An 18885-nucleotide genomic window follows, 5' to 3' on the forward strand; every position below is an offset into this window, starting at 1 on the left:
CAGGGCACGCACCCGGCCCTGCGCGACCACCTTGGCGGCGTCGCCGGCCTCGCTGTCGGCGAGCACGGCACGCGCGGCCGCCTCGTCGATATCCGCCGCCAATTCAGCGGATTCCGCCAGCACGCGCACCGAGGTGGCGGTGACGGAGAAGAATCCGCCGTGCACCGCCGCGATGATCTTCTCGCCATCGGTGGAGTGGATGGACACGGTGCCACCGTCGACCAGCTGGCCGAGCAGCGGCTCGTGGTTCGGCATGATGCCGATTTCGCCCTCCGTGGTCTGGGCACTCACGAAAGACGCGGTGCCCGACCACAGTCGCCGTTCGACGGCGACCAGATCGACCGACATTTCAGCCATGTGCGACTACTTTCCGGCGATCTTCTTCGCGGCCTTCTCGACGTCGTCGAGACCACCGCAGGAGTTGAACGCCTGCTCCGGGAAGTGATCGAACTCGCCCTTGCAGACGCGATCGAAGTCGTCGATGGTCTGCTCCAGCGGCACGACCGAACCCGGCTGACCGGTGAACTTCTCGGCCACGATGAAGTTCTGGCCGAGGAACTTCTCCAGACGACGGGCGCGGCCGACGAGGACCTTGTCCTCTTCGGAGAGCTCGTCCATGCCGAGGATGGCGATGATGTCCTGCAGTTCCTTGTACTTCTGCAGGATGCGCTTGACCTCGTTGGCCACCTTGAAGTGCCGCTCGCCGACGATCGACGCCTCGAGGATGCGAGAGGTCGAGGTCAGCGGGTCGACGGCCGGGTAGATGCCCTTCTGCGAAATCGGGCGCGAGAGCTCGGTGGTCGCGTCCAGGTGGGCGAAGGTGGTCGCCGGGGCCGGGTCGGTGTAGTCGTCGGCGGGCACGTAGATGGCCTGCATGGACGTGATCGAGCGACCGCGGGTCGAGGTGATGCGCTCCTGCAGCTGACCCATCTCGTCGGCCAGGGTGGGCTGGTAACCCACGGCCGAGGGCATGCGACCCAGCAGGGTCGAGACCTCGGAACCGGCCTGGGTGAACCGGAAGATGTTGTCGATGAAGAGCAGCACGTCCTGGTTCTGCACGTCACGGAAGTACTCGGCCATGGTCAGGGCCGAGAGGGCGACGCGCATACGGGTGCCCGGCGGCTCGTCCATCTGGCCGAAGACGAGGGCGGTGTCCTGGAGGACGCCCATCTCTTCCATTTCCAGGTGCAGGTCGGTGCCCTCACGGGTGCGCTCACCGACGCCCGCGAACACGGACGTACCGGAGAACTCACGCGCGATACGGGTGATCATCTCCTGGATCAGCACGGTCTTGCCGACGCCGGCGCCACCGAACAGACCGATCTTGCCACCCTTCACGTACGGGGTGAGCAGGTCGATGACCTTGATGCCCGTCTCCAGGATCTCGGTCTTGCCCTCGAGCTGGTCGAAGGCGGGCGGCTGGCGGTGGATGCCCCACTGCTCGCCGTCGCGGCCCAGGCCCGGGGAGTCCAGGCAGTCGCCGAGGGCGTTGAACACGTGGCCCTTGACGACGTCACCGACGGGCACCGAGATCGGCTTGCCGGTGTCGCGCACCTCGACGCCGCGGACCAGACCGTCGGTCGGCTGCATCGAAATGGTGCGAACGATGTTGTCGCCCAGGTGCTGCGCGACCTCGAGGGTCAACGTCTTGGCCACCGACGCGAGCGCGATGTCCACGTGCAGGGCGTTGTACAGGTCGGGGATGGAGCCCCGCGGGAACTCGACGTCCACGACGGGACCGATGACGCGGGAGACGCGGCCGGTGCCGGCGCCAACCCGGTTCTCTGTGGTGACAGCTGCGGTCATTGGGTTCTCTTCCTGGGCTTATTAGTCGCTCGAGCTCGATGCCAGCGCGTTGGCGCCGCCGACGATTTCGGTGATTTCCTGCGTAATTCCGGCCTGACGCAACGAGTTCGCGGTCCGAGTCAGCGAATTCACCAGCTCGGTGGCGTTGTCCGTCGCGGCCTTCATCGCGGTGCGGCGCGCAGCCGACTCCGATGCCGCCGCATCGAGCAGCGACGCGTAGATCCGCGTATTGATGTACTTCGGCAGCAGCGCACCCAGCAGGGTGCTCGCGTCCGGCTCGAACTCGTACTGGGCCGTGGGCTCCGCCGACGCCGAGTCGGTGAAGCTGTCCGGCCCCAGGTCGAAGCTCTCGTCCACGAAGCTCACCTGGATCGGGGCCAGGCGGCGGACCTCGGGGGTCTGCGTCAGCATCGACACGAAACGCGTGTACACGATGTGCAGTTCGTCGACGCCCGCCATGGTGCCCACCCCGTTGGGGGTTTCGACCTCGCCGTCGGCGCCGGCCATGAACGCCTCGACCAGGTGGTTGCACGCGGCGGAGGCATCGGCGTAGTTGGGCGACTGGGAGAAGCCCACCCACGAACCGGTCACCTCGCGGTTGCGGAAGGTGTAGTAGGTCAGGCCCTTCGCGCCCATGACGTACAGCACCGGCTCCTTGCCCTCGGAGCGCAGCGTGGTCACCAGCTCCTCGGTGCGCTTGAGCACGTTGGAGTTGTAGCCACCGCACATACCGCGGTCACTGGTGATCACCAGCACCGCGGCACGCCGCGGGTTCGGGCGCTCCGACAGCAGCGGATGGGTGAGATTGCCGCTGGCGCTGGCCAGTTCGGCGAGCACCTTGGTGATCTCCTCGGCGTAAGGCTTGGCGGCGGCGACGCGCGCCTGTGCCTTGCCGATCCGCGAGGTCGCGATCAGCTCCTGCGCCTGGGTGATCTTCTTGACCGAGCTCACACTACGAATACGGGAGCGCAGTTCGCGCACGCTTGGCATTACTCACTCCCTTCATTCAGCATCCAATGGCGGCATTCGCGGGGCACTGCGTGGTTACGCAAGCTTCCTCCTTCGTGCCCGTCGCGAATACCGCGGTTCCGACAGTCGCATCGCTGGTCTCGATTACTTCTCGACGCGCTTGCGAGTGACCGACAGCGACTCGACCTCTTCGTGGTCGAGCTGCCCCGCCTCGGGCTCGTTGACGACGCGCGAGCCGTCGGCGGCCAGGAAGCCCTGCTTGAACTTCTCGGTCGCGGCCTTGATGGCGTCGGCGGCCTCACCCTCGAGCGGCTTGGCGCCACCCTGCAGGGCGTCGAAGGACGCCTGGGTGTTGGCGTGCAGGAACTCCAGCAGCTCGGTGTTGAAGCGGCGCACGTCACCGACCGGCACCGAGTCGTAGTAGCCCGCGTCCACCAGGTACAGCGAGACGACCTGGTCCTCGACCGACACCGGGGCGTACTGGTCCTGCTTGAGCAGCTCGACCCAGCGCGCGCCACGCTCCAGCTGGGCCAGCGAGGCGGCGTCCAGGTCGGAGGCGAAGGCGGAGAACGCCTCCAGCTCGCGGTAGGAGGCCAGCTCCAGACGCAGCGAACCGGACACCTTCTTCATGGCCTTGGTCTGCGCGGCGCCACCGACTCGGGAGACGGAGATACCGACGTTGATGGCCGGGCGGACACCCTTGTTGAAGAGGTCCGACTCCAGGAAGACCTGGCCGTCGGTGATGGAGATGACGTTGGTGGGAATGAACGCCGAGACGTCGTTGGCCTTGGTCTCGATGATCGGCAGACCGGTCATGGAGCCCGCGCCCATCTCGTCGGACAGCTTCGCGCAACGCTCCAGCAGCCGCGAGTGCAGGTAGAAGACGTCACCCGGGTACGCCTCGCGGCCCGGCGGGCGGCGCAGCAGCAGCGAGATGGCACGGTAGGCCTCGGCCTGCTTGGACAGGTCGTCGAACACGATCAGGACGTGCTTGCCCTGGTACATCCAGTGCTGGCCGAGAGCCGAACCGGTGTAGGGGGCCAGCCACTTGAAGCCCGCGGAGTCCGACGCGGGGGCCGCGACGATGGTGGTGTACTCCATCGCGCCGTGCGCCTCCAGGGCGGCCTTCACACCGGCGATGGTGGAGCCCTTCTGGCCGATGGCGACGTAGATGCAGCGCACCTGCTTGGTCGGATCACCGGTGGCCCAGTTGGCCTTCTGGTTGATGATGGCGTCGATGCAGACCGCGGTCTTGCCGGTCTTGCGGTCGCCGATGACGAGCTGACGCTGGCCGCGGCCGATGGCGGTCAGGGCGTCGATGGCGGTGATGCCGGTGGCCATGGGCTCACCGACCGGCTGGCGCTCCAGCACGGAGGCGGCCTGCAGCTCGAGCACGCGGCGCTCGGTGGACTCGATCTCGCCGAGGCCGTCGATCGGCGCGCCGAGCGGGTCGATGACGCGGCCGAGGAAGTTGTCGCCCACCGGAACCGAGAGCACGTCGCCGGTACGGCGGACCTGCTGGCCCTCCTCGATGGTGTTGAACTCACCCAGGATGACCGCACCGATCTCGGTGGCGTCGAGGTTCAGCGCGACGCCCTGGACCCCGCCCGGGAACTCGAGCAGCTCATTGGCCATCGCCGACGGCAGGCCGCTGACGTGGGCGATACCGTCGCCGGTGTCGGTGACGACACCGACTTCCTCGATGGAGGTCTCGGGGGTGTAGCTCTGGGTGTAGCTCTCGATCGCGCTACGGATCTCATCGGGGGAGATCGTCAGCTCCGCCATGTTCTTCCTGCTCTCGCTGTCTGGTCTCGAATGTCGGTGTGTTGGGGTGACTGCGCGCTCAGGCCAGGCTCTGGCGGAGTCGCCGCAGTCGTCCGACGGCGCTGCCGTCGATCAGGTCATCGCCCACGCGCACGACGACACCGGCCAGCAGGCTGGGGTCGACCTGCACGTGCACCGTGACGGGCTTGTCGTAGAGGCGCTGCAATGAAGCAGCCAGGTGCTCCCGCTGCTGCGGAGTCATCTCGACCGCGGCGCGCACGTGCGCCACGATCTGGTCCCGCAGGGACGCCGCCAGATCGGACAGGTGGTCGAAGGCCGCGCCGACGCCATTGCCGCGCAGGCGGGCGACCGCCTGTTCGGCCAGCTTCGCCGTGGTGTCCTCGACCTTGCCGGTGAGCAGGCGGGCCAGCAGTTCCCGGCGCGCCGAGGCGGGCTTGCCGTGATCCGACAGCGCCTGCTCCAGCTCCGGGTTGTCCTCGACGATCCGGCCCAGCCGGAACAGCTCGTCCTCGACGGCGTCGATACGACCGCGGTCGGCCGCGGAGCGCAGCAGCGCCTCCTGTCCGAGCAGCACGAGGGTGTCGACGAAATCGCGGGTCCGCGACCAGTCCTGGGCGACGGCGGTGGTGAGCACCGCCTGGGTGGCCGCGCTGACCTTGCCACCGAATACCCGTTCGGCGAGCTCGGCGCGCACCGAGCTCGACACCGACTTATCCGCGAGCGCCACACGCAGCGAACGCTGGTCGTCGAGTACGGCGACAACGGCGAACAGTTCGGAGCCGGTCGTTTCCGCGACAGTGTCGCTGCCGGTCAGAGCGGACCGAAGAGCTTCCCGCGCACGGGAGCTCGCCTCGCGGCTCGCTGCGTACATGCTTCCCACTTTCGTGTCGCTACCTTCCGACCCCGATGCCGCTCTTCTCGTCCAGCTCCGCGAGGAACCGGTCGATGGAAGCGGCCTGCTTGGCCTGATCGGACACCGACTGCCCGATGATCTTCTCGGCCAGGTCGATCGCGGTCGCGCCCAGCTCCGAGCGGAGCTCGGTCACGATCTGCTGGCGCTGCGCCTCGAGCTGAGTCTGGCCGGAGGCCACGATGCGGTCGGCCTCGGCCTGGGCGTCCGCGCGCATCTGCGCGAGGATCTGCTGGCCCTGGGTGCGCGCTTCCTCACGGATGCGGGCGGCCTCGAGCCGGGCCTCGGCCAGCTGCTCCTGGTACTGCTGCAGGGTGGCCTGCGCCTCTGCCTGGGCCGCTTCCGCCTTGGCGATACCGCCCTCGATCTTCTCCGAACGCTCGTCGAGCACCTTGGTCAGGCGCGGGACGACGTACTTGTAGAAGACGAACGCGATGACCGCGAAGACGACCAACGACCAGACGATGTCGTATGTCGCCGGGATGAGGGGGTTCTGATCTTCGGCCCCCTCAGCCGCGAGCAAGTGAATGCTGCTCATAAGTTGACTTCCGCAATCAGAAGATGAAGCCGGCCACGAGGCCGATCAGCGCCAGGGCCTCGGTGAAGGCGATACCCAGGAACATGTTGGTCCGGATGGTGCCCTGCAGCTCCGGCTGACGGGCGATGCCCTCGATGGCCTTACCGACGACGATGCCGACGCCGATGCCGGGGCCGATGGCGGCCAGGCCGTAGCCGATGGCGCCGTAGCCCTTGGAGGTGGTCTCGATGGTTTCCTGGGCCAGGTACGCGAGGCTCATGAGTCTTTCATTCCCTTTCTGTCGCCCACCCGCCGACGGCGGTGTGTAGCAGGTTTGTGTTGTCCGGTCGGTCAGTGAGAGTCGGCGTGCTGCGCGAGGCCGATGTACACGGCCGTGAGCAGCGCGAAGACGTAGGCCTGCAGGAAGACCACCAGGAGTTCGAAGAGGGTGAACGCGAACCCGCCGAGCAGCGAGAACGGCGAGAGCACCTTCATCCAGGCGGCGCCGTCGAACAGGAAGAACTGGGTGGCGCTGAAGAACAGCACCAGCATGATGTGGCCGGCCAGCATGTTCGCCATGAGTCGAACGGTCAGGGTGAACGGGCGCAGCAGGAAGGTCGAGATGAACTCGATCGGAATCAGCAGCACGTGCATCGCGGGCGGCACGTTCGGCACCACGATGCTGGAACGCATGTAGTGGAAGAAGCCGTACTTCTTGATGCCCACGTAGTTGAACGCGACATACGCGACCAGGGCGAGCACCAGCGGGAAGCCGATGCGGGCGTTCGAGGAGATGTTCAGGAACGGAATGACACCGGAGATATTCAGGAACAGCACCGCGAAGAAGATCGACGCGATGAGCGGGAAGAACTTCTTTCCGGTTTCCTTACCCAGCACCTCGTCGCAGATCTGCTCCTTGACGAAGATCAGACCGGTTTCCGCGATGTTCTGCAGGCCACGCGGAACGAGTTTGGGGCTGCGGAATGCCAGCAGCATGAATCCCACCAGTACGGCAGCCATCAGGATACGAACGAGCATCAGACGGTCGAGCTCGAACGGCGTCCCCTCGAACAGCAGAGCTGGAGGGAAGAAGTCGTTAAGCGACGGCGCGTGGAACTCGCCCGCCGCCAAAGTGATGACGCTCAGCGTTCTCTCCCGTGTTCGGGCCGCGGGCCATAGTTTTCACCCGCGGTTCGATCGGACATTGACGATCTGGTGGGTCGACTCAGGTCGGCTCGAAGTTCGTCAGCAGCTGTTCGGGCATTTACCCGGGCGTCTGAGCGCGCGTCGGCGACATCGTCGACGGTGCAGAACCGGAACCCCGCAGGGCCCGGCACGGCTGTAAGCATAACCTGCCCCACCTGGGTCCACGAGGGACCCCCCTGTTGGTTCGGTTGCCTACAGGTAAAGAGTTTATCAAGTTATCTACGACAACGTGTAGGGGGTGGCCGGAAACAGCGAGTGAACTATCCCCTACCCCCTACCGGTCTTCCAGGTCGATGACCGGAACTCGTTGGCGCAGAAGGCCGTACGTCTCCGCGCCGAGCACGACGAGCAGGGCGCCGACCACGGTCAGGAACAGGGTGGGACGGCTGTAGAAGTCGAAATTCTGCAGCACCGCGACCACCACCAGGGCCACCAGCAGCTTGCCGACCCAGCTGCCCAGCAGCACCAGGCCCTGGATGCCGGAGTCGAAGCGGGCACTCAGCAGCACCGAGGCCGCCGTGGTGAGAATGAACCCGCCGCCGATCCCCGCGCCGAGCAGTGCGCCCCACAGGCCCGGCAGCCCGGCGAAGATCAGGCCGAGGATGGCTGAAATCACCACGAGCACAATCAATCCGAAGATGCCGTAGCGCAGCGCGGCCCGCAGTGGTGCGTCCTGACCGGGATTGGATGCCGTAGTCACGCCGACCCACTTTACCCGCGGGCCGCGTCGGGGCCGCGCGGCGGTTTGCGACCGGCCTTCAGGGTCAGTTCGCCCATGGACGGAACGGCGGTGATCACGAGGGCGAAAACCAGGCCGCCGGCGAACAGCAGCACCACCAGGCGGCGATCCATGAGCGACGAACCGACCGCTCCGAATGCGAGCACACTCACCCACAGATAGATCAACAGCACCACCCGGCGATGCGAATGCCCGATCTGGAGCAATCGGTGGTGCAGGTGCATTTTGTCCGGGGTGGAGAAACTCACACCCGCGCGCACACGCCGCACGATGGCCAGAACAAGATCGAGTACCGGAATGAACATGACCGCGCCCACCAGCAACAGCGGCGACAACAGACCGACGATGTCGCGGGTGCCGTAACCCTGGAGCGGAATTCGGCCGGACGCGCCGGTGGAGACCGCGGCGAGCATCAATCCGATGAGCATCGAGCCGGAATCGCCCATGAAAATCCGGGCGGGCTGGAAATTGTGCGCCAGGAATCCCAGACAGCCGCCCGCCAGCGCCGCGGCCAGCAACGCGGGCGGATAGGTGTCGGTGGAGCCGCCCTGTTCGTAGAGCAGGCCGACGGTGAACACGAAAACCGCGGCGGCGGCGATCAAGCCCAGCCCCGCGGCCAGGCCGTCCAGACCGTCCACGAAATTCATGGCGTTGATCATGGTGACGGTGATGCCGACCGTGACCAGGCCGCCCTGGAGCTGATCGAGCACCACGGTGGTATTGGTGAACGGGTTGTAGATGGCGACCCAGCTCAGGCCCATCACGGCCATGACTCCGGCGGCGGTGACCTGGCCGACGAGTTTGGTGAGCCAGTCCAGTCCCCAGCGGTCGTCGATGATGCCGACCAGCACGATGAGCGTGCCCGCGACCACCACCGCCGGAATGTCGGCGGGATAGTCGAAGCCGCGGCGCAGCGCGGGCAGTTGATGGGCGAACAGCACGGCGGCCAGCACACCCAGATAGATGCCGACCCCGCCCATGCGGGGAATCGGCTTTACGTGCACGTCGCGCTCGCGGGGCACCGCCACCGCGCCGAACGCGATGGCCCCCACCCGGACTCCGCCGGTACACAGGTAGGTCACCACGGTGGCGACCAGCAGCACCAGCAGCAGCTCCCGCAGGGGGACCACCGCCGCCGTACTGAAAACGCCTTGGCTCAGCAGGTCGCTACTCGACACCATCTACCGGGCCGTCACCGCGTTGCCTGCGAGACGAGCTCCTCCGGCGGGACGCCTAGCACCTCGGCGACCGCTGCGGTCGGCACCGCGCCCTCGCGCAGGATGCGCGGGGTGTCGGCGGTCAGGTCCACGATGGTGGAGGCCAGCGCGTGCTCGGCCTTGCCGCCGTCGAGGTAGACGCCGACGAGTTCACCCAGCTGGTCGCGCGCCTCGCCGACGGTGGTGGCGGGCGGCTGGCCCGACACATTGGCACTGGACACCGCCAGCGGCCCGACCTCGCGCAGCAGTTCCAGCGCGACCGGGTGCAGCGGCATCCGCAGCATGACGGTCCCGCGCGCGTCGCCCAGGTCCCAGGCCAGCGAGGGCGCTTGCTGCACAACGAGACTCAGCGCGCCCGGCCAGAAGGCCCGGATCAGGTCGCGCGCCTGCGGGCGCACCGAGAACACCAGTCCGTCGATGGTGTTCCACGAGCCCACCAGCACCGGCACCGGCATATCCCGCCCGCGGCGCTTGGCCGCCAGCAGCGCGGCCACGGCCGAGCTGTCGAAGGCGTCGGCCGCGATTCCGTAGAGCGTGTCGGTCGGAATGACGGCCAACCGCCCGGACTTCAGAGCGCTGCGCGCGGCAGTCAGTCCCGCGGCGCGCGAATCGGGATCGGCGCAGTCGTAGACGGTACTCACGCGCAACATCTTGGCACGGATGCGCTCTCGACAAGTGTCAGGGGCTCGAGGCCATGGTCGCGGCCCCGGCGCGCCACTGCGCGCGCGGCTCAGACGCGCAGTTCGGCGAGGTGCCGCCGCAGCGTTGCGCGCACCGATTCCGGGGCGCGGCGACGGGTGAGGACCTGGATCGTCAAACCGTCGGCCAACGCGATCAGGTCCTCGCCCACCTGCTCGGGGTCGACCTCGGATCGGATCAGGCCGCCGTCGACGCCGAGCCGCAGCAGCAGGACGAGCAGTTCGGCCAGGCCCCGATAGTGGTCACGCTGGGCGGCGGCGACCACCGGATCCACCGCCGCCTGTGCGCTGAAGGCCAGCCAGACACTCGCCTCGACCAGATCGGGGTCGTCGACGATGAGCATGGCGTCGAGCGTCTGCTCCAACAGGGTGAGCACCGATTCCGGCTCGGCCGACGCCGCGATGCGAGTCCGGGCCCGCTCGGCGACCCGCTGGTTCACGTGCTCCTGCGCGAATATCAGCATCTGCTGGCGGGTTTCGAAGCAGCGCTGCACCGCGCCCATGGACACCCCGGCCGCGGCGGCCACCTCGCGCAGGGTGGCCGCCTCCAGACCGCGTCGGCCGATGAGATCGCAGACGGCGTCGGCGATGAGCCGTCGACGGCTCTCGTGGTCCACGTGACGAGGCATGCGGGCATCGTAGCGATGCAGATGTATCAGAAAGATGATAGGTTCCGATGCGGACGTATCGAAACAGTTGTATCGGAACAGCCGGGTCGAACCACCGCAGCGGCACGACCGGATCGGCCGACAGTGTGCGACCGGGCGGCACGACAGTGCGCGACCGAGCGGTACGAAGGTGCGCGGCCGGATCGGCATGGCCTTGCGCGACCGGCGGCATGACCTTGCGCGACCGGGCGCATCGGAGCCGATCGGTTCGGCCGGCAGGTATCGCGGTTCGGCCGACGAGTGAGGAGGACGTGGATGACGAGACGCACCGCGGCGGGGCTGTCACGCCGGGGACTGCTGGGGATGGGTGCGCTGGGGGTCGGTGCGCTCGCGGCCGGATGTGCGCGCGGAGGCGAGGCCGCCGGGGCCCGGGCGCGTCCGATCTTCGTGATCGTGCACGGGGCCAATGGCAATGGCGCGTCCTACGCTCCCTTGCTGGCGGCGCTGACGCTGGCCGGGCATCGCGCGCTCGCGGTCGACTTGCCCGGGCACGGGGCGGCGGCGAACTTCCCGCTGTCCTATCAGGCCCCGCAGGATCTCGCGGCCCTGGCGAACGAGCCGTCGCCGCTGGCCGGATCGCGGCTGGACGACAATGTCGAGCATGTGGTCGCGGTGGTGCGGGCGGCCGCCGCGCGGGGGCAGGTGATCCTGGTGGGCCACAGCATGGGCGGGGCGACCATGACCCGGGTCGGCAACGAGGTGCCCGACCTCATCGCGCGGCTGGTGTATCTCACCGCCTTCTGCTGCGTCGAACTGCGCAGCGTGCTGGAGTGCTATCTGACCCCCGAGGCGGCCACCTCGCTGGCCACCACCATGCCCAGCGTGGGCGGCGACCCCCAGCAGACCGGCTTCACCCGAACCAATTGGCGCTCGGCGGAACCCGAATTCCTGGCTGCCGCCCACAGCTCGTTGGCCGAGGGCTACGACGATGCCGCGTTCCGGGCGGCGCTCAATGCCATGGAACCCGACGAGGCGTGGGCGGTCACCACCGACGATGCCCGCGGCGAGCCCGCGACCTGGGGCCGCATCCCCCGCACCTACATCCGCTGCACCCGCGACCGCACCCTGCCCCTCGCCCTCCAGGACCGCATGATCCGCGAGGCCGACGCCGCCACCCCCGACAATCCGTTCGAGGTGTACGACCTGGACGCCCCCCATCTCGGCCCCCAGGACCCCGCCACGCTCACCGATATCCTCATCCCACTCGCCAATCGGCTGAATTGAGGCAAGCACACCCGGCACCGGAAGCCGGGAAACCGGCCGATGCGACGGAATGGCCACGCCAAGGACGGACCGGACGCCACCGACATGGCGGACTTGCCCCAGCGCGACCGGACAACCACCGATATGGCGGATCGAGCCCCGGCGTGGCCGGGCGCTCGCAGGTGCGGAGGGTCGGTCACCGAGCCGTCCGGACGCCCGGCCGGATCTGGCGGGTCGGCCGTCTGGAGGAGTAGGCCGGGTATTCCGGTACTGCGCGGGCAGTCGCCAGCGCGGCGGCCGGATATAGGCGCGGCCGGGGTGGGTGATGGGTCAGGGGGCGCGGCGGGCGGCGACGAAGCGGGGCTTTCCGGCCAGGTCGGGGTGTTCGACGACGGCGTCGAAGCCGCCCTGCGCGCGGAACAGGGCGGCGGTGCCGGAACCGTTGGTGTCGTCGTGCTCCACGGCCGCCACGCCGTCGGCGCGGAGCAGGCGGGCGATGGTGCCGATCATGGGGCGGATGACGGAGAGGCCGTCGGGGCCGCCGAAGAGGGCGCGATGGGGGTCGTGGTCGGCGACCTCGGGGTCCAGTCGGGCCGATTCGGGGATGTAGGGCGGGTTGGCGACCACCACGTCGACCGTGCCGTTCAGGTGGGACAGCAGGTCGGGGGCGGTGACGTCGCCCGCGTGCAGGTCGATCGGGGTGTCGCCCTGATCGGCCCGGTGCAGGGCGTTGCGGCGGGCCCAGTCCAGGGCCGCCGGGTCCAGTTCCACGGCGTGCACCTGGGCGTCGGGGCGGGCGTGGGCAATGGCGAGGGCGAGCGCGCCGGAGCCGGTGCACAGGTCCACGACGACGGGCCGGTGTTCGTGGCCGACGGCCTCCAGCTGGGCCAGCGCCCAGGCGAAGAGCAGTTGGGTCTCGGGGCGGGGGATGAATACGCCGGGGCCGACCGCGAGGTCGATCTCGCCCATCGCGGCGGTGCCCGTGAGATGTTGCAGCGGAACGCGTTCCGCGCGGCGGGCCACCAGCGCCCGGAAGTCCGCCAGCTGCTCGGGGGTGAGCAGCGGGACCATCATGAGGCGCATGCGGTCCACCCCCAGCACATGGGCGGCGAGCAGCTCCGCGTCCGTGTGCGGACTGTGCACCCCGGCGGCGGCGAGAGTCTCGACGGCCTCGCGGATCACGGCCCGCAGCCCGATACGTGGCTCCCCCGCCTCCCCGCGACTTCTGCCGGTCAGTGGGTGCCTCGATTCTTTCGTCGCGGACCGGCGGCCGAGTGCCGATCGCCTGCTGGGCGTACCCGGCGAGTTACCCATGATCTCACCAAATCCGTTGTCCCGACTCGAACTCGGATAACCCGCGGACGGGAATGAGTCATTCCGCCGTGAGCCGGGCCGTGCGGTCGGCTTCGGCCAGCGCGTCGAGCAGGTCGTCGAGGTTGCCGTCCAGCACCGAGTCCAGGTTGTGCGCCTTGAAGCCGATGCGGTGATCGGCGATGCGGTTCTCCGGGAAGTTGTAGGTGCGGATGCGTTCGGAGCGGTCCACGGTGCGGATCTGCGAGGCGCGGCCCGCGGCGGCCTCCTGTTCGGCCTGCTCCTCGGCGAGGGCTTGCAGACGCGCGGCCAGCACCTGCATGGCGCGGATCTTGTTCTGTAGCTGCGAGCGCTCGTTCTGGCAGGTCACCACGATGCCGGTGGGCAGGTGGGTGAGGCGCACGGCGGAGTCGGTGGTGTTGACGCCCTGGCCGCCCTTGCCGGAGGAGCGGTAGACGTCGACGCGCAGGTCCTTCTCGTCGATCTGCACCTGCTCGACCTCGTCGGGTTCGGGGTAGACGAGCACACCGGCCGCGGAGGTGTGGATGCGCCCCTGCGATTCGGTGACCGGCACGCGCTGCACGCGGTGCACGCCGCCCTCCCATTTGAGCCGTGACCACACGCCGTCGCGGCTGGGTTCCTTGCTCCGGATGGAGAAGGTGGCCTCCTTGTACCCGTCCAGATCCGAGTAGGTGACGCCCAGCACCTCGACCTTCCATCCGTGCCGTTCGGCGTAGCGGATGTACATGCGCGCCAGATCGGCGGCGAACAGCGCCGATTCCTCGCCGCCCTCACCGGATTTCACCTCGAGCACCACATCGTCGGCGTCGTGCGGATCGCGCGGGGCGAGCAGGTCGGTGAGCGTCTTCTCCAGCTCCTCGACCTGTTCGCGCAGGGCGGGCACCTCGGCGGCGAAGGACGCGTCATCGGCGGCCAGTTCCTCGGCCGCGGCCAGATCATCGCGTGCGGAGGTCAGCTTGTTGTAGGTGGACATGACCGGCCCCAGCTCCGCGAACCGCTTGCCGACGCGCCGCGCCGCCCCCGGATCGTTGTGCAGCGCCGGATCCGCCAGCTGCGTCTCCAAACCGGCGTACTCGGCCAGAATGTCATCGATCGCGGACGGGGCCGCGGACTTGTCGGCCATGGCGGATGCGCTCCTTCTGTAGGACTGTCGATTCCTGGACTTACCGATCCGGGACCGAACAATGTGTTCGAGGGATCACCCGGAGCTTCGCGGCCTGGCAGGACTGCCGTATCCGGGTCTCTCCGATCCTCGCCCGACGAACACTTCCTCTTGAAGACTCGCCCGGGTTCGCGGCCCGGCTCGGTTCTGGACTGACGGAGCGGGGGAGCGAAGCGGAGGAGCGGAGGAGGGAAGAACCGAGCTTGCAGGGCCGCGAACACGCCGGAGCGAAGCGGAGGCAGAAAACACAGACGCCCGACCTGCAGTGCAGGACGGGCGTCTGCGGGGTAGCTAGTTGGCAGCCTTCGCGCGCTTGCCGTAGCGAGCCTCGAAGCGAGCCACGCGGCCACCGGTGTCCAGGATCTTCTGCTTGCCCGTGTAGAACGGGTGGCACTGGGAGCAGACCTCGACGGTGATGTGGCCCGACTCCTTGGTGCTGCGAGTCTGGAAGGTGTTGCCGCAGCCGCACACGACCGTGGTGTCCACGTACGTGGGGTGAATTCCTGCCTTCATGGATGTCCTTTCGATGGTCGCCGGGTCGCCCTCGACGACCGAGGACGTGAACCGGAACCGACTAGGCATGGTTGCCGACGGACCAGTATAAACGCCGCCTCGCGGGGCCTTGTTCCCGGTCCCTCCGGTCGTGCGCGCCAGGGTGGCAGCACCCGGACGAACCCTGAACTTCTCCCCCATCCGGAGTAGTTCTCGCGGGCGATGTGCGCGACGACCGTAACCGAGAACATGGGGATGGTCGGATGTGTTCCGAATCCACCCCCAAGGAATTGCGGGCACGCATCCTTCGGGGGCTCGAGTCACCCTGAAAGTCGAGTAGCCGTCTACTCAAGAATGCGAACACCGTTGTTCATAGTGTCGTGTCAGGTGAGAGGAACCCCCTACGAACAGGAAGGACAGCTGTGAACCGGACACACGAACGCCGAGCCGAGATCGTCGCGGGCGGTGTCTTCGCAGTACTGCTCCTGGGGGCGGTCGTGGGATGGTGCGCCAGGCCCGAACCCAACCCGACGGTGCATTCCCGCGCACCGCGGCCGGGCACCGGCGACCTCACCTATACGGCGGTCACGGCGTCCGGCGCACAGGTCGCCGTGACCGCCACCATCATCGGCTTCCTGATCATCGGCGCGGCCCTGATCGGACTGTTCTTCTTCAGCCCGCGCCCGACCCCGAATACACCTCGGCGGCCCCGCCGTAGCGGAGCCGCCGAACTGGTTCGAACCGCGAGTGAAAGGGCGACAGGATATTTCGCGCCCTTCCGGCTCATGTCCTACTCGTCGAGTGCACCCGGAGCGGTCTTCGAGACCTGCATGAGGAACTCGATATTGCTCTTGGACTTCTTCAACCGGTCGATCAGCAGATCGATCGCCTGATGCGAGTCCAGGCCGGAGAGCACGCGCCGCAGCTTGTGGATGACCGCGGCCTCGTCGGGCGACATCAGTAGATCGTCGCGGCGGGTGCCGGACGGGTTGACGTCCACCGCCGGGAACACGCGGCGCTCGGCGATCTTGCGATCGAGCTTGAGCTCCGCGTTGCCGGTGCCCTTGAACTCCTCGAAGATGACCGTGTCACCGGTGGAGCCGGTCTCCACCATCGCGGTGGCGATGATGGTGAGCGAGCCGCCGTTCTCGATATTGCGGGCCGCGCCGAGGAACCGCTTGGGCGGGTACAGCGCGGTCGAGTCCACACCACCGGAGAGGATGCGGCCCGAGGCGGGCGAGGAGTTGTTGTACGCGCGCCCCAGTCGGGTGATGGAGTCGAGCAGCACCACGACGTCCTGACCCATTTCCACCAGGCGCTTGGCCCGCTCGATGGCGAGCTCGGCGACCGAGGTGTGATCGCTCGGCGGCCGGTCGAACGTGGAGGCGATGACCTCGCCGCGCACGGAGCGCTGCATATCGGTCACTTCCTCGGGACGCTCGTCCACCAGCACGACCATGAGGTAGCACTCGGGGTTGTTGGTCGCGATGGCGTTCGCGATGTCCTGCATGATCGTGGTCTTACCGGCCTTGGGCGGCGACACGATCAGGGCGCGCTGACCCTTGCCGATCGGCATGATCAGGTCGATCACGCGGGTGGTCAGCTTGTTGGGCTGGGTCTCCAGCCGCAGGCGCTGATTCGGGTACAGCGGGGTCAGCTTGCTGAATTCCGGACGGCGCTTGGCGGATTCGACATCCGAGCCGTTGACGGTGTCCAGGCGCACCAGCGGATCGAACTTCTGCCGCTGGTTGCTCTGATCGCCCTCGCGGGGCGCGCGCACCGCACCGGTGATGGCGTCACCGCGGCGCAGGCCGTTCTTGCGGACCAGGTTCATCGACACGTACACGTCGTTCGGTCCGGCCAGGTAGCCGGAGGTGCGCACGAACGCGTAGTTGTCGAGCACGTCGAGAATGCCCGCCACCGGCTGCAGGACGTCGTCCTCGCGGATCTCCATCTCGCGGGACTCACCGGTGCCGCCGTCGCGGTCCCGGCCCCGGCGACGCTCCCGGAAGCGACGGCCCCGGCGGCCGCGGCCGCCTTCCTCGTCGTCTCCGCCGCGGTCGTCGCGACGTGAGGTGCCGTTCTGGTTCTGCTGGCCGCCGTTCTGCTGGCGGTCGTTCTGCTGACCGCGGTCGCCGCCCTGATTGCGATCGCGGCGGCGCTCGCCCTCCGACTCGTTTTTGCCCTCGTTGGCGGGCGTCTCGGTCGAAGTCCCTTCGGCGGCAGCGTTGTTCGCCGCGGCGGCACGCTGTTCGCGGCCCCGGCGCTGGCGACCCCGACCACGCTGGCCTTCCCGGCCACCGTCCTCGCCATCGCCCGCGTCGCGCTTGGATTCCGGCGCGGGAGCGGCATCGGCGGCCTCGCCCTTGGGCGCGCCGCGCTTCGACGCGTCGTTCTTGGCGGTGTCGCTCTTGCCGGCGTCGCTCTTGGACGGCTCGTTCTTGGTCTCGGCGGGGGCGTCGGCCTTGGCCGATCCGGAATCCCCGCTGGTCGGCGCGGTATCCGCGCCCTTGGCGGCCTCGGCATCGGCCTTGGCCTTCTCACCCCGGCCACCCTTCGCGGGCTTGCCCGCGGCGGCGGCTTTGGCGCCACCGGACTGATTCTCCTTGATGGCGGCGATGAGATCACCCTTACGCATCCCGGAAGTGCCTCGGATACCGAGTTCTCCCGCAAGCGCACGCAACTGCGGCAACAACATTCCAGTCAGCCCCGATCGTGCGACGTCGGTTTGTTCACTCATCTTGATCGAACTTTGTCCGGAGTCACTTTCGCGGTCGCCCGAGGAATCGGAATTGGTATCCACCCCGGGTGTCGCGAGCAGGTCCGTATCTGTCACGGAAATCCTTTCCTTCCCTCGATTGCCGTGTGCCTTGTCGAGGGTTTCTCCTGCAATCCGGTCGTGTGCCGGACTCGGATGCCGCATCGCCTGCCCCGCCGGACCGGTGGTTTCGCCACGTGGTGGTGTAGTGCCACTGCGTAGTCTTCGCCACCGACTGCTGGGCTTCGCCACCGACTGCAAAAGGTGGGAGAGATCATTCCAGTTGACTGGCTACCCCCAAGTTTCGAGCTCGAGCCTCGAGCCTGAGCAAGGAGCCTCTGGAGCGATTGCCCTGATGAAGCACCGGCGTCTGACGCGCACGATGTACGGACCGCCCCAGGATAGCTCTCACCAGTTGCATCGGCAAGGCAGGCACGCTGTCAATCCGGCAATACGTCGGCGATCAGTCCACCAGCACGCCGTCGGCGATACCGGGTTCGACCACGCGCATGCCGTCGGCGGCGGCCAGTTCCCGCAGCTCCGCCGGGAATTCACCGGTACCCAGGGCCAATACCGTGGGTCCGGCGCCGGAGACGGTGGCCGCGATTCCGGCCGCGCGCAGCGTGTCGATCCATTTGGTGGTCAACGGCAGCGCCGCGGCCCGGTAGCCCTGATGTAGCCGGTCTGCGGTGGCGGGCAGCAGCAGGTCGGGGCGCTGCGTCAAGGCCACTACCGCCAGCGCGGAACGGCTGGCGTTGAAGGCCGCGTCGGCGTGCGGCACGGTGTCGGGCAGCAAACCGCGGGTGTGCGCCGTGGACGAGCGCTCGGTGGGGATGAGCACGAACGGGCGCAGCGACGGGTGCGGATCCAGCCGAACGGCCCGGTAGGAGCGGGTGTGATGGTCACCTACCCCATTGACCGCGGCGTCGGCGGGTCGGTCGGTTTCCGTCCAGGACACCACGATTCCGCCCAGCACGCTGGCCGCGGCGTTGTCGGGATGCCCCTCGAATTCCGAGGACAGCTGCACCAGCGTGTCATCGCCGAAATTCAGCACCGGATCGAACTTGGCGGCCAGTCCGCGCCCCGCGGCCAGTCCGCCCACCACCGCCGAGGCCGAGGAACCCAGCCCTCGCGAGTGCGGAATCACGTTGCGGCACACCACATCCAGGCCATCGGCCCAGACACCCGCGGATTCCAGTCCGCGCTCGATGGCACGCACCACCAGATGTGAAGGGCCCCAGGGCACATCGTCGGCCCCTTCACCCTCCACCTTGATGGTGAGACCGGATTCGGTGGTGCGCACCGTGATCTCGTCGTACAGACCGAGGGCGATGCCCAGGGAGTCGAAACCCGGCCCCAGATTGGCGCTGGACGCCGGAACCCGCACCGTGACGGTGAGATCCGCGGGCAGGGTCCGGGTCAT

The 18885-nt window shown here is 68.0% G+C and carries 18 protein-coding genes; 1 reads left to right on the forward strand and 17 read right to left on the reverse strand.

Annotation, left to right across the window (positions count from 1 at the left end):
- The 12 genes from QK444_RS07340 to QK444_RS07395 all read right to left on the reverse strand — a co-directional run.
- Positions 1-357 (reverse strand): F0F1 ATP synthase subunit epsilon (locus tag QK444_RS07340; RefSeq protein WP_282778340.1); only part of this gene is annotated, 357 nt, incomplete at its 3' end.
- A gap of 6 nt (positions 358-363) precedes the next feature.
- Entirely contained in the window at positions 364-1806 is a 1443-nt protein-coding gene (atpD, locus tag QK444_RS07345; RefSeq protein ID WP_282778343.1) for a F0F1 ATP synthase subunit beta, read from the reverse strand.
- Positions 1807-1827: 21 nt separating this feature from the next.
- Positions 1828-2796, reverse strand: coding sequence for a F0F1 ATP synthase subunit gamma (locus QK444_RS07350; protein ID WP_143982555.1), 969 nt, complete (start codon positions 2794-2796; stop codon positions 1828-1830).
- A gap of 123 nt (positions 2797-2919) precedes the next feature.
- Positions 2920-4560: a F0F1 ATP synthase subunit alpha gene (atpA, locus tag QK444_RS07355; RefSeq protein WP_282778346.1), complete on the reverse strand. Its 1641-nt coding sequence runs from the start codon at positions 4558-4560 to the stop codon at positions 2920-2922.
- A gap of 58 nt (positions 4561-4618) precedes the next feature.
- A complete protein-coding gene (locus tag QK444_RS07360; protein ID WP_039810665.1) occupies positions 4619-5431 on the reverse strand; it encodes a F0F1 ATP synthase subunit delta in 813 nt (270 codons plus the stop codon).
- 19 nt (positions 5432-5450) lie between these two features.
- Positions 5451-6008, reverse strand: a complete 558-nt coding sequence (locus QK444_RS07365) for a F0F1 ATP synthase subunit B (RefSeq protein WP_195145293.1) — start codon at positions 6006-6008, stop codon at positions 5451-5453.
- Between the two features lie 16 nt (positions 6009-6024).
- Positions 6025-6267 carry an ATP synthase F0 subunit C gene (locus QK444_RS07370; protein WP_029925821.1) on the reverse strand — a complete coding sequence of 81 codons (243 nt, stop codon included), beginning with the start codon at positions 6265-6267 and terminating at the stop codon, positions 6025-6027.
- A gap of 71 nt (positions 6268-6338) precedes the next feature.
- Positions 6339-7064: a F0F1 ATP synthase subunit A gene (atpB, locus tag QK444_RS07375; RefSeq protein ID WP_029925819.1), complete on the reverse strand. Its 726-nt coding sequence runs from the start codon at positions 7062-7064 to the stop codon at positions 6339-6341.
- Between the two features lie 403 nt (positions 7065-7467).
- Complete coding sequence (locus tag QK444_RS07380; RefSeq protein ID WP_143982558.1) at positions 7468-7893, reverse strand: hypothetical protein; 426 nt, start codon at positions 7891-7893, stop codon at positions 7468-7470.
- Between the two features lie 11 nt (positions 7894-7904).
- The gene (locus tag QK444_RS07385; RefSeq protein WP_282778353.1) at positions 7905-9113 is read right to left on the reverse strand and encodes an MraY family glycosyltransferase; all 1209 of its coding nucleotides are present in this window, start codon (positions 9111-9113) and stop codon (positions 7905-7907) included.
- A gap of 11 nt (positions 9114-9124) precedes the next feature.
- Positions 9125-9790 carry an L-threonylcarbamoyladenylate synthase gene (locus tag QK444_RS07390; protein ID WP_282778355.1) on the reverse strand — a complete coding sequence of 222 codons (666 nt, stop codon included), beginning with the start codon at positions 9788-9790 and terminating at the stop codon, positions 9125-9127.
- Positions 9791-9879: 89 nt separating this feature from the next.
- Positions 9880-10476 (reverse strand): TetR/AcrR family transcriptional regulator, encoded by a 597-nt coding sequence (locus tag QK444_RS07395; protein ID WP_282778358.1) that lies wholly within the window; start codon positions 10474-10476, stop codon positions 9880-9882.
- A 294-nt stretch (positions 10477-10770) separates the two neighbouring features.
- Between QK444_RS07395 and QK444_RS07400 the strand changes: the two genes are divergently transcribed.
- A complete protein-coding gene (locus tag QK444_RS07400; protein ID WP_282778360.1) occupies positions 10771-11739 on the forward strand; it encodes an alpha/beta fold hydrolase in 969 nt (322 codons plus the stop codon).
- Between the two features lie 309 nt (positions 11740-12048).
- Here QK444_RS07400 and prmC read toward each other — a convergent pair whose 3' ends face one another.
- The 5 genes from prmC to thrB form a co-directional block, all read right to left on the reverse strand.
- Positions 12049-12909, reverse strand: a complete 861-nt coding sequence (gene prmC / locus QK444_RS07405) for a peptide chain release factor N(5)-glutamine methyltransferase (RefSeq protein WP_282778383.1) — start codon at positions 12907-12909, stop codon at positions 12049-12051.
- Between the two features lie 181 nt (positions 12910-13090).
- Positions 13091-14173, reverse strand: a complete 1083-nt coding sequence (prfA, locus tag QK444_RS07410) for a peptide chain release factor 1 (RefSeq protein WP_282778362.1) — start codon at positions 14171-14173, stop codon at positions 13091-13093.
- Between the two features lie 330 nt (positions 14174-14503).
- On the reverse strand, positions 14504-14725 hold the full coding sequence (gene rpmE / locus QK444_RS07415; protein WP_282778363.1) for a 50S ribosomal protein L31: 222 nt from the start codon (positions 14723-14725) through the stop codon (positions 14504-14506).
- A gap of 769 nt (positions 14726-15494) precedes the next feature.
- Entirely contained in the window at positions 15495-17540 is a 2046-nt protein-coding gene (gene rho, locus QK444_RS07420) for a transcription termination factor Rho (protein ID WP_282778365.1), read from the reverse strand.
- A 385-nt stretch (positions 17541-17925) separates the two neighbouring features.
- The gene (gene thrB / locus QK444_RS07425; protein ID WP_282778367.1) at positions 17926-18885 is read right to left on the reverse strand and encodes a homoserine kinase; all 960 of its coding nucleotides are present in this window, start codon (positions 18883-18885) and stop codon (positions 17926-17928) included.

The sequence above is a fragment of the Nocardia sp. CC201C genome (assembly GCF_030010695.1).
GTDB lineage: Bacteria > Actinomycetota > Actinomycetes > Mycobacteriales > Mycobacteriaceae > Nocardia > Nocardia otitidiscaviarum.

Coding starts and splice junctions, on each gene's coding strand:
- atpD (WP_282778343.1), bottom strand. CDS start 1,806: ATGACCGCAGCTGTCACCACAGAGAACCGGGTTGGCGCCGGCACCGGC.
- QK444_RS07400 (WP_282778360.1), top strand. CDS start 10,771: ATGACGAGACGCACCGCGGCGGGGCTGTCACGCCGGGGACTGCTGGGG.
- thrB (WP_282778367.1), bottom strand. CDS start 18,885: ATGACCCGGACCCTGCCCGCGGATCTCACCGTCACGGTGCGGGTTCCG.
- QK444_RS07365 (WP_195145293.1), bottom strand. CDS start 6,008: ATGAGCAGCATTCACTTGCTCGCGGCTGAGGGGGCCGAAGATCAGAAC.
- QK444_RS07370 (WP_029925821.1), bottom strand. CDS start 6,267: ATGAGCCTCGCGTACCTGGCCCAGGAAACCATCGAGACCACCTCCAAG.
- prfA (WP_282778362.1), bottom strand. CDS start 14,173: ATGGCCGACAAGTCCGCGGCCCCGTCCGCGATCGATGACATTCTGGCC.
- QK444_RS07360 (WP_039810665.1), bottom strand. CDS start 5,431: ATGTACGCAGCGAGCCGCGAGGCGAGCTCCCGTGCGCGGGAAGCTCTT.
- QK444_RS07395 (WP_282778358.1), bottom strand. CDS start 10,476: ATGCCTCGTCACGTGGACCACGAGAGCCGTCGACGGCTCATCGCCGAC.
- atpA (WP_282778346.1), bottom strand. CDS start 4,560: ATGGCGGAGCTGACGATCTCCCCCGATGAGATCCGTAGCGCGATCGAG.
- rpmE (WP_282778363.1), bottom strand. CDS start 14,725: ATGAAGGCAGGAATTCACCCCACGTACGTGGACACCACGGTCGTGTGC.
- QK444_RS07385 (WP_282778353.1), bottom strand. CDS start 9,113: ATGGTGTCGAGTAGCGACCTGCTGAGCCAAGGCGTTTTCAGTACGGCG.
- QK444_RS07350 (WP_143982555.1), bottom strand. CDS start 2,796: ATGCCAAGCGTGCGCGAACTGCGCTCCCGTATTCGTAGTGTGAGCTCG.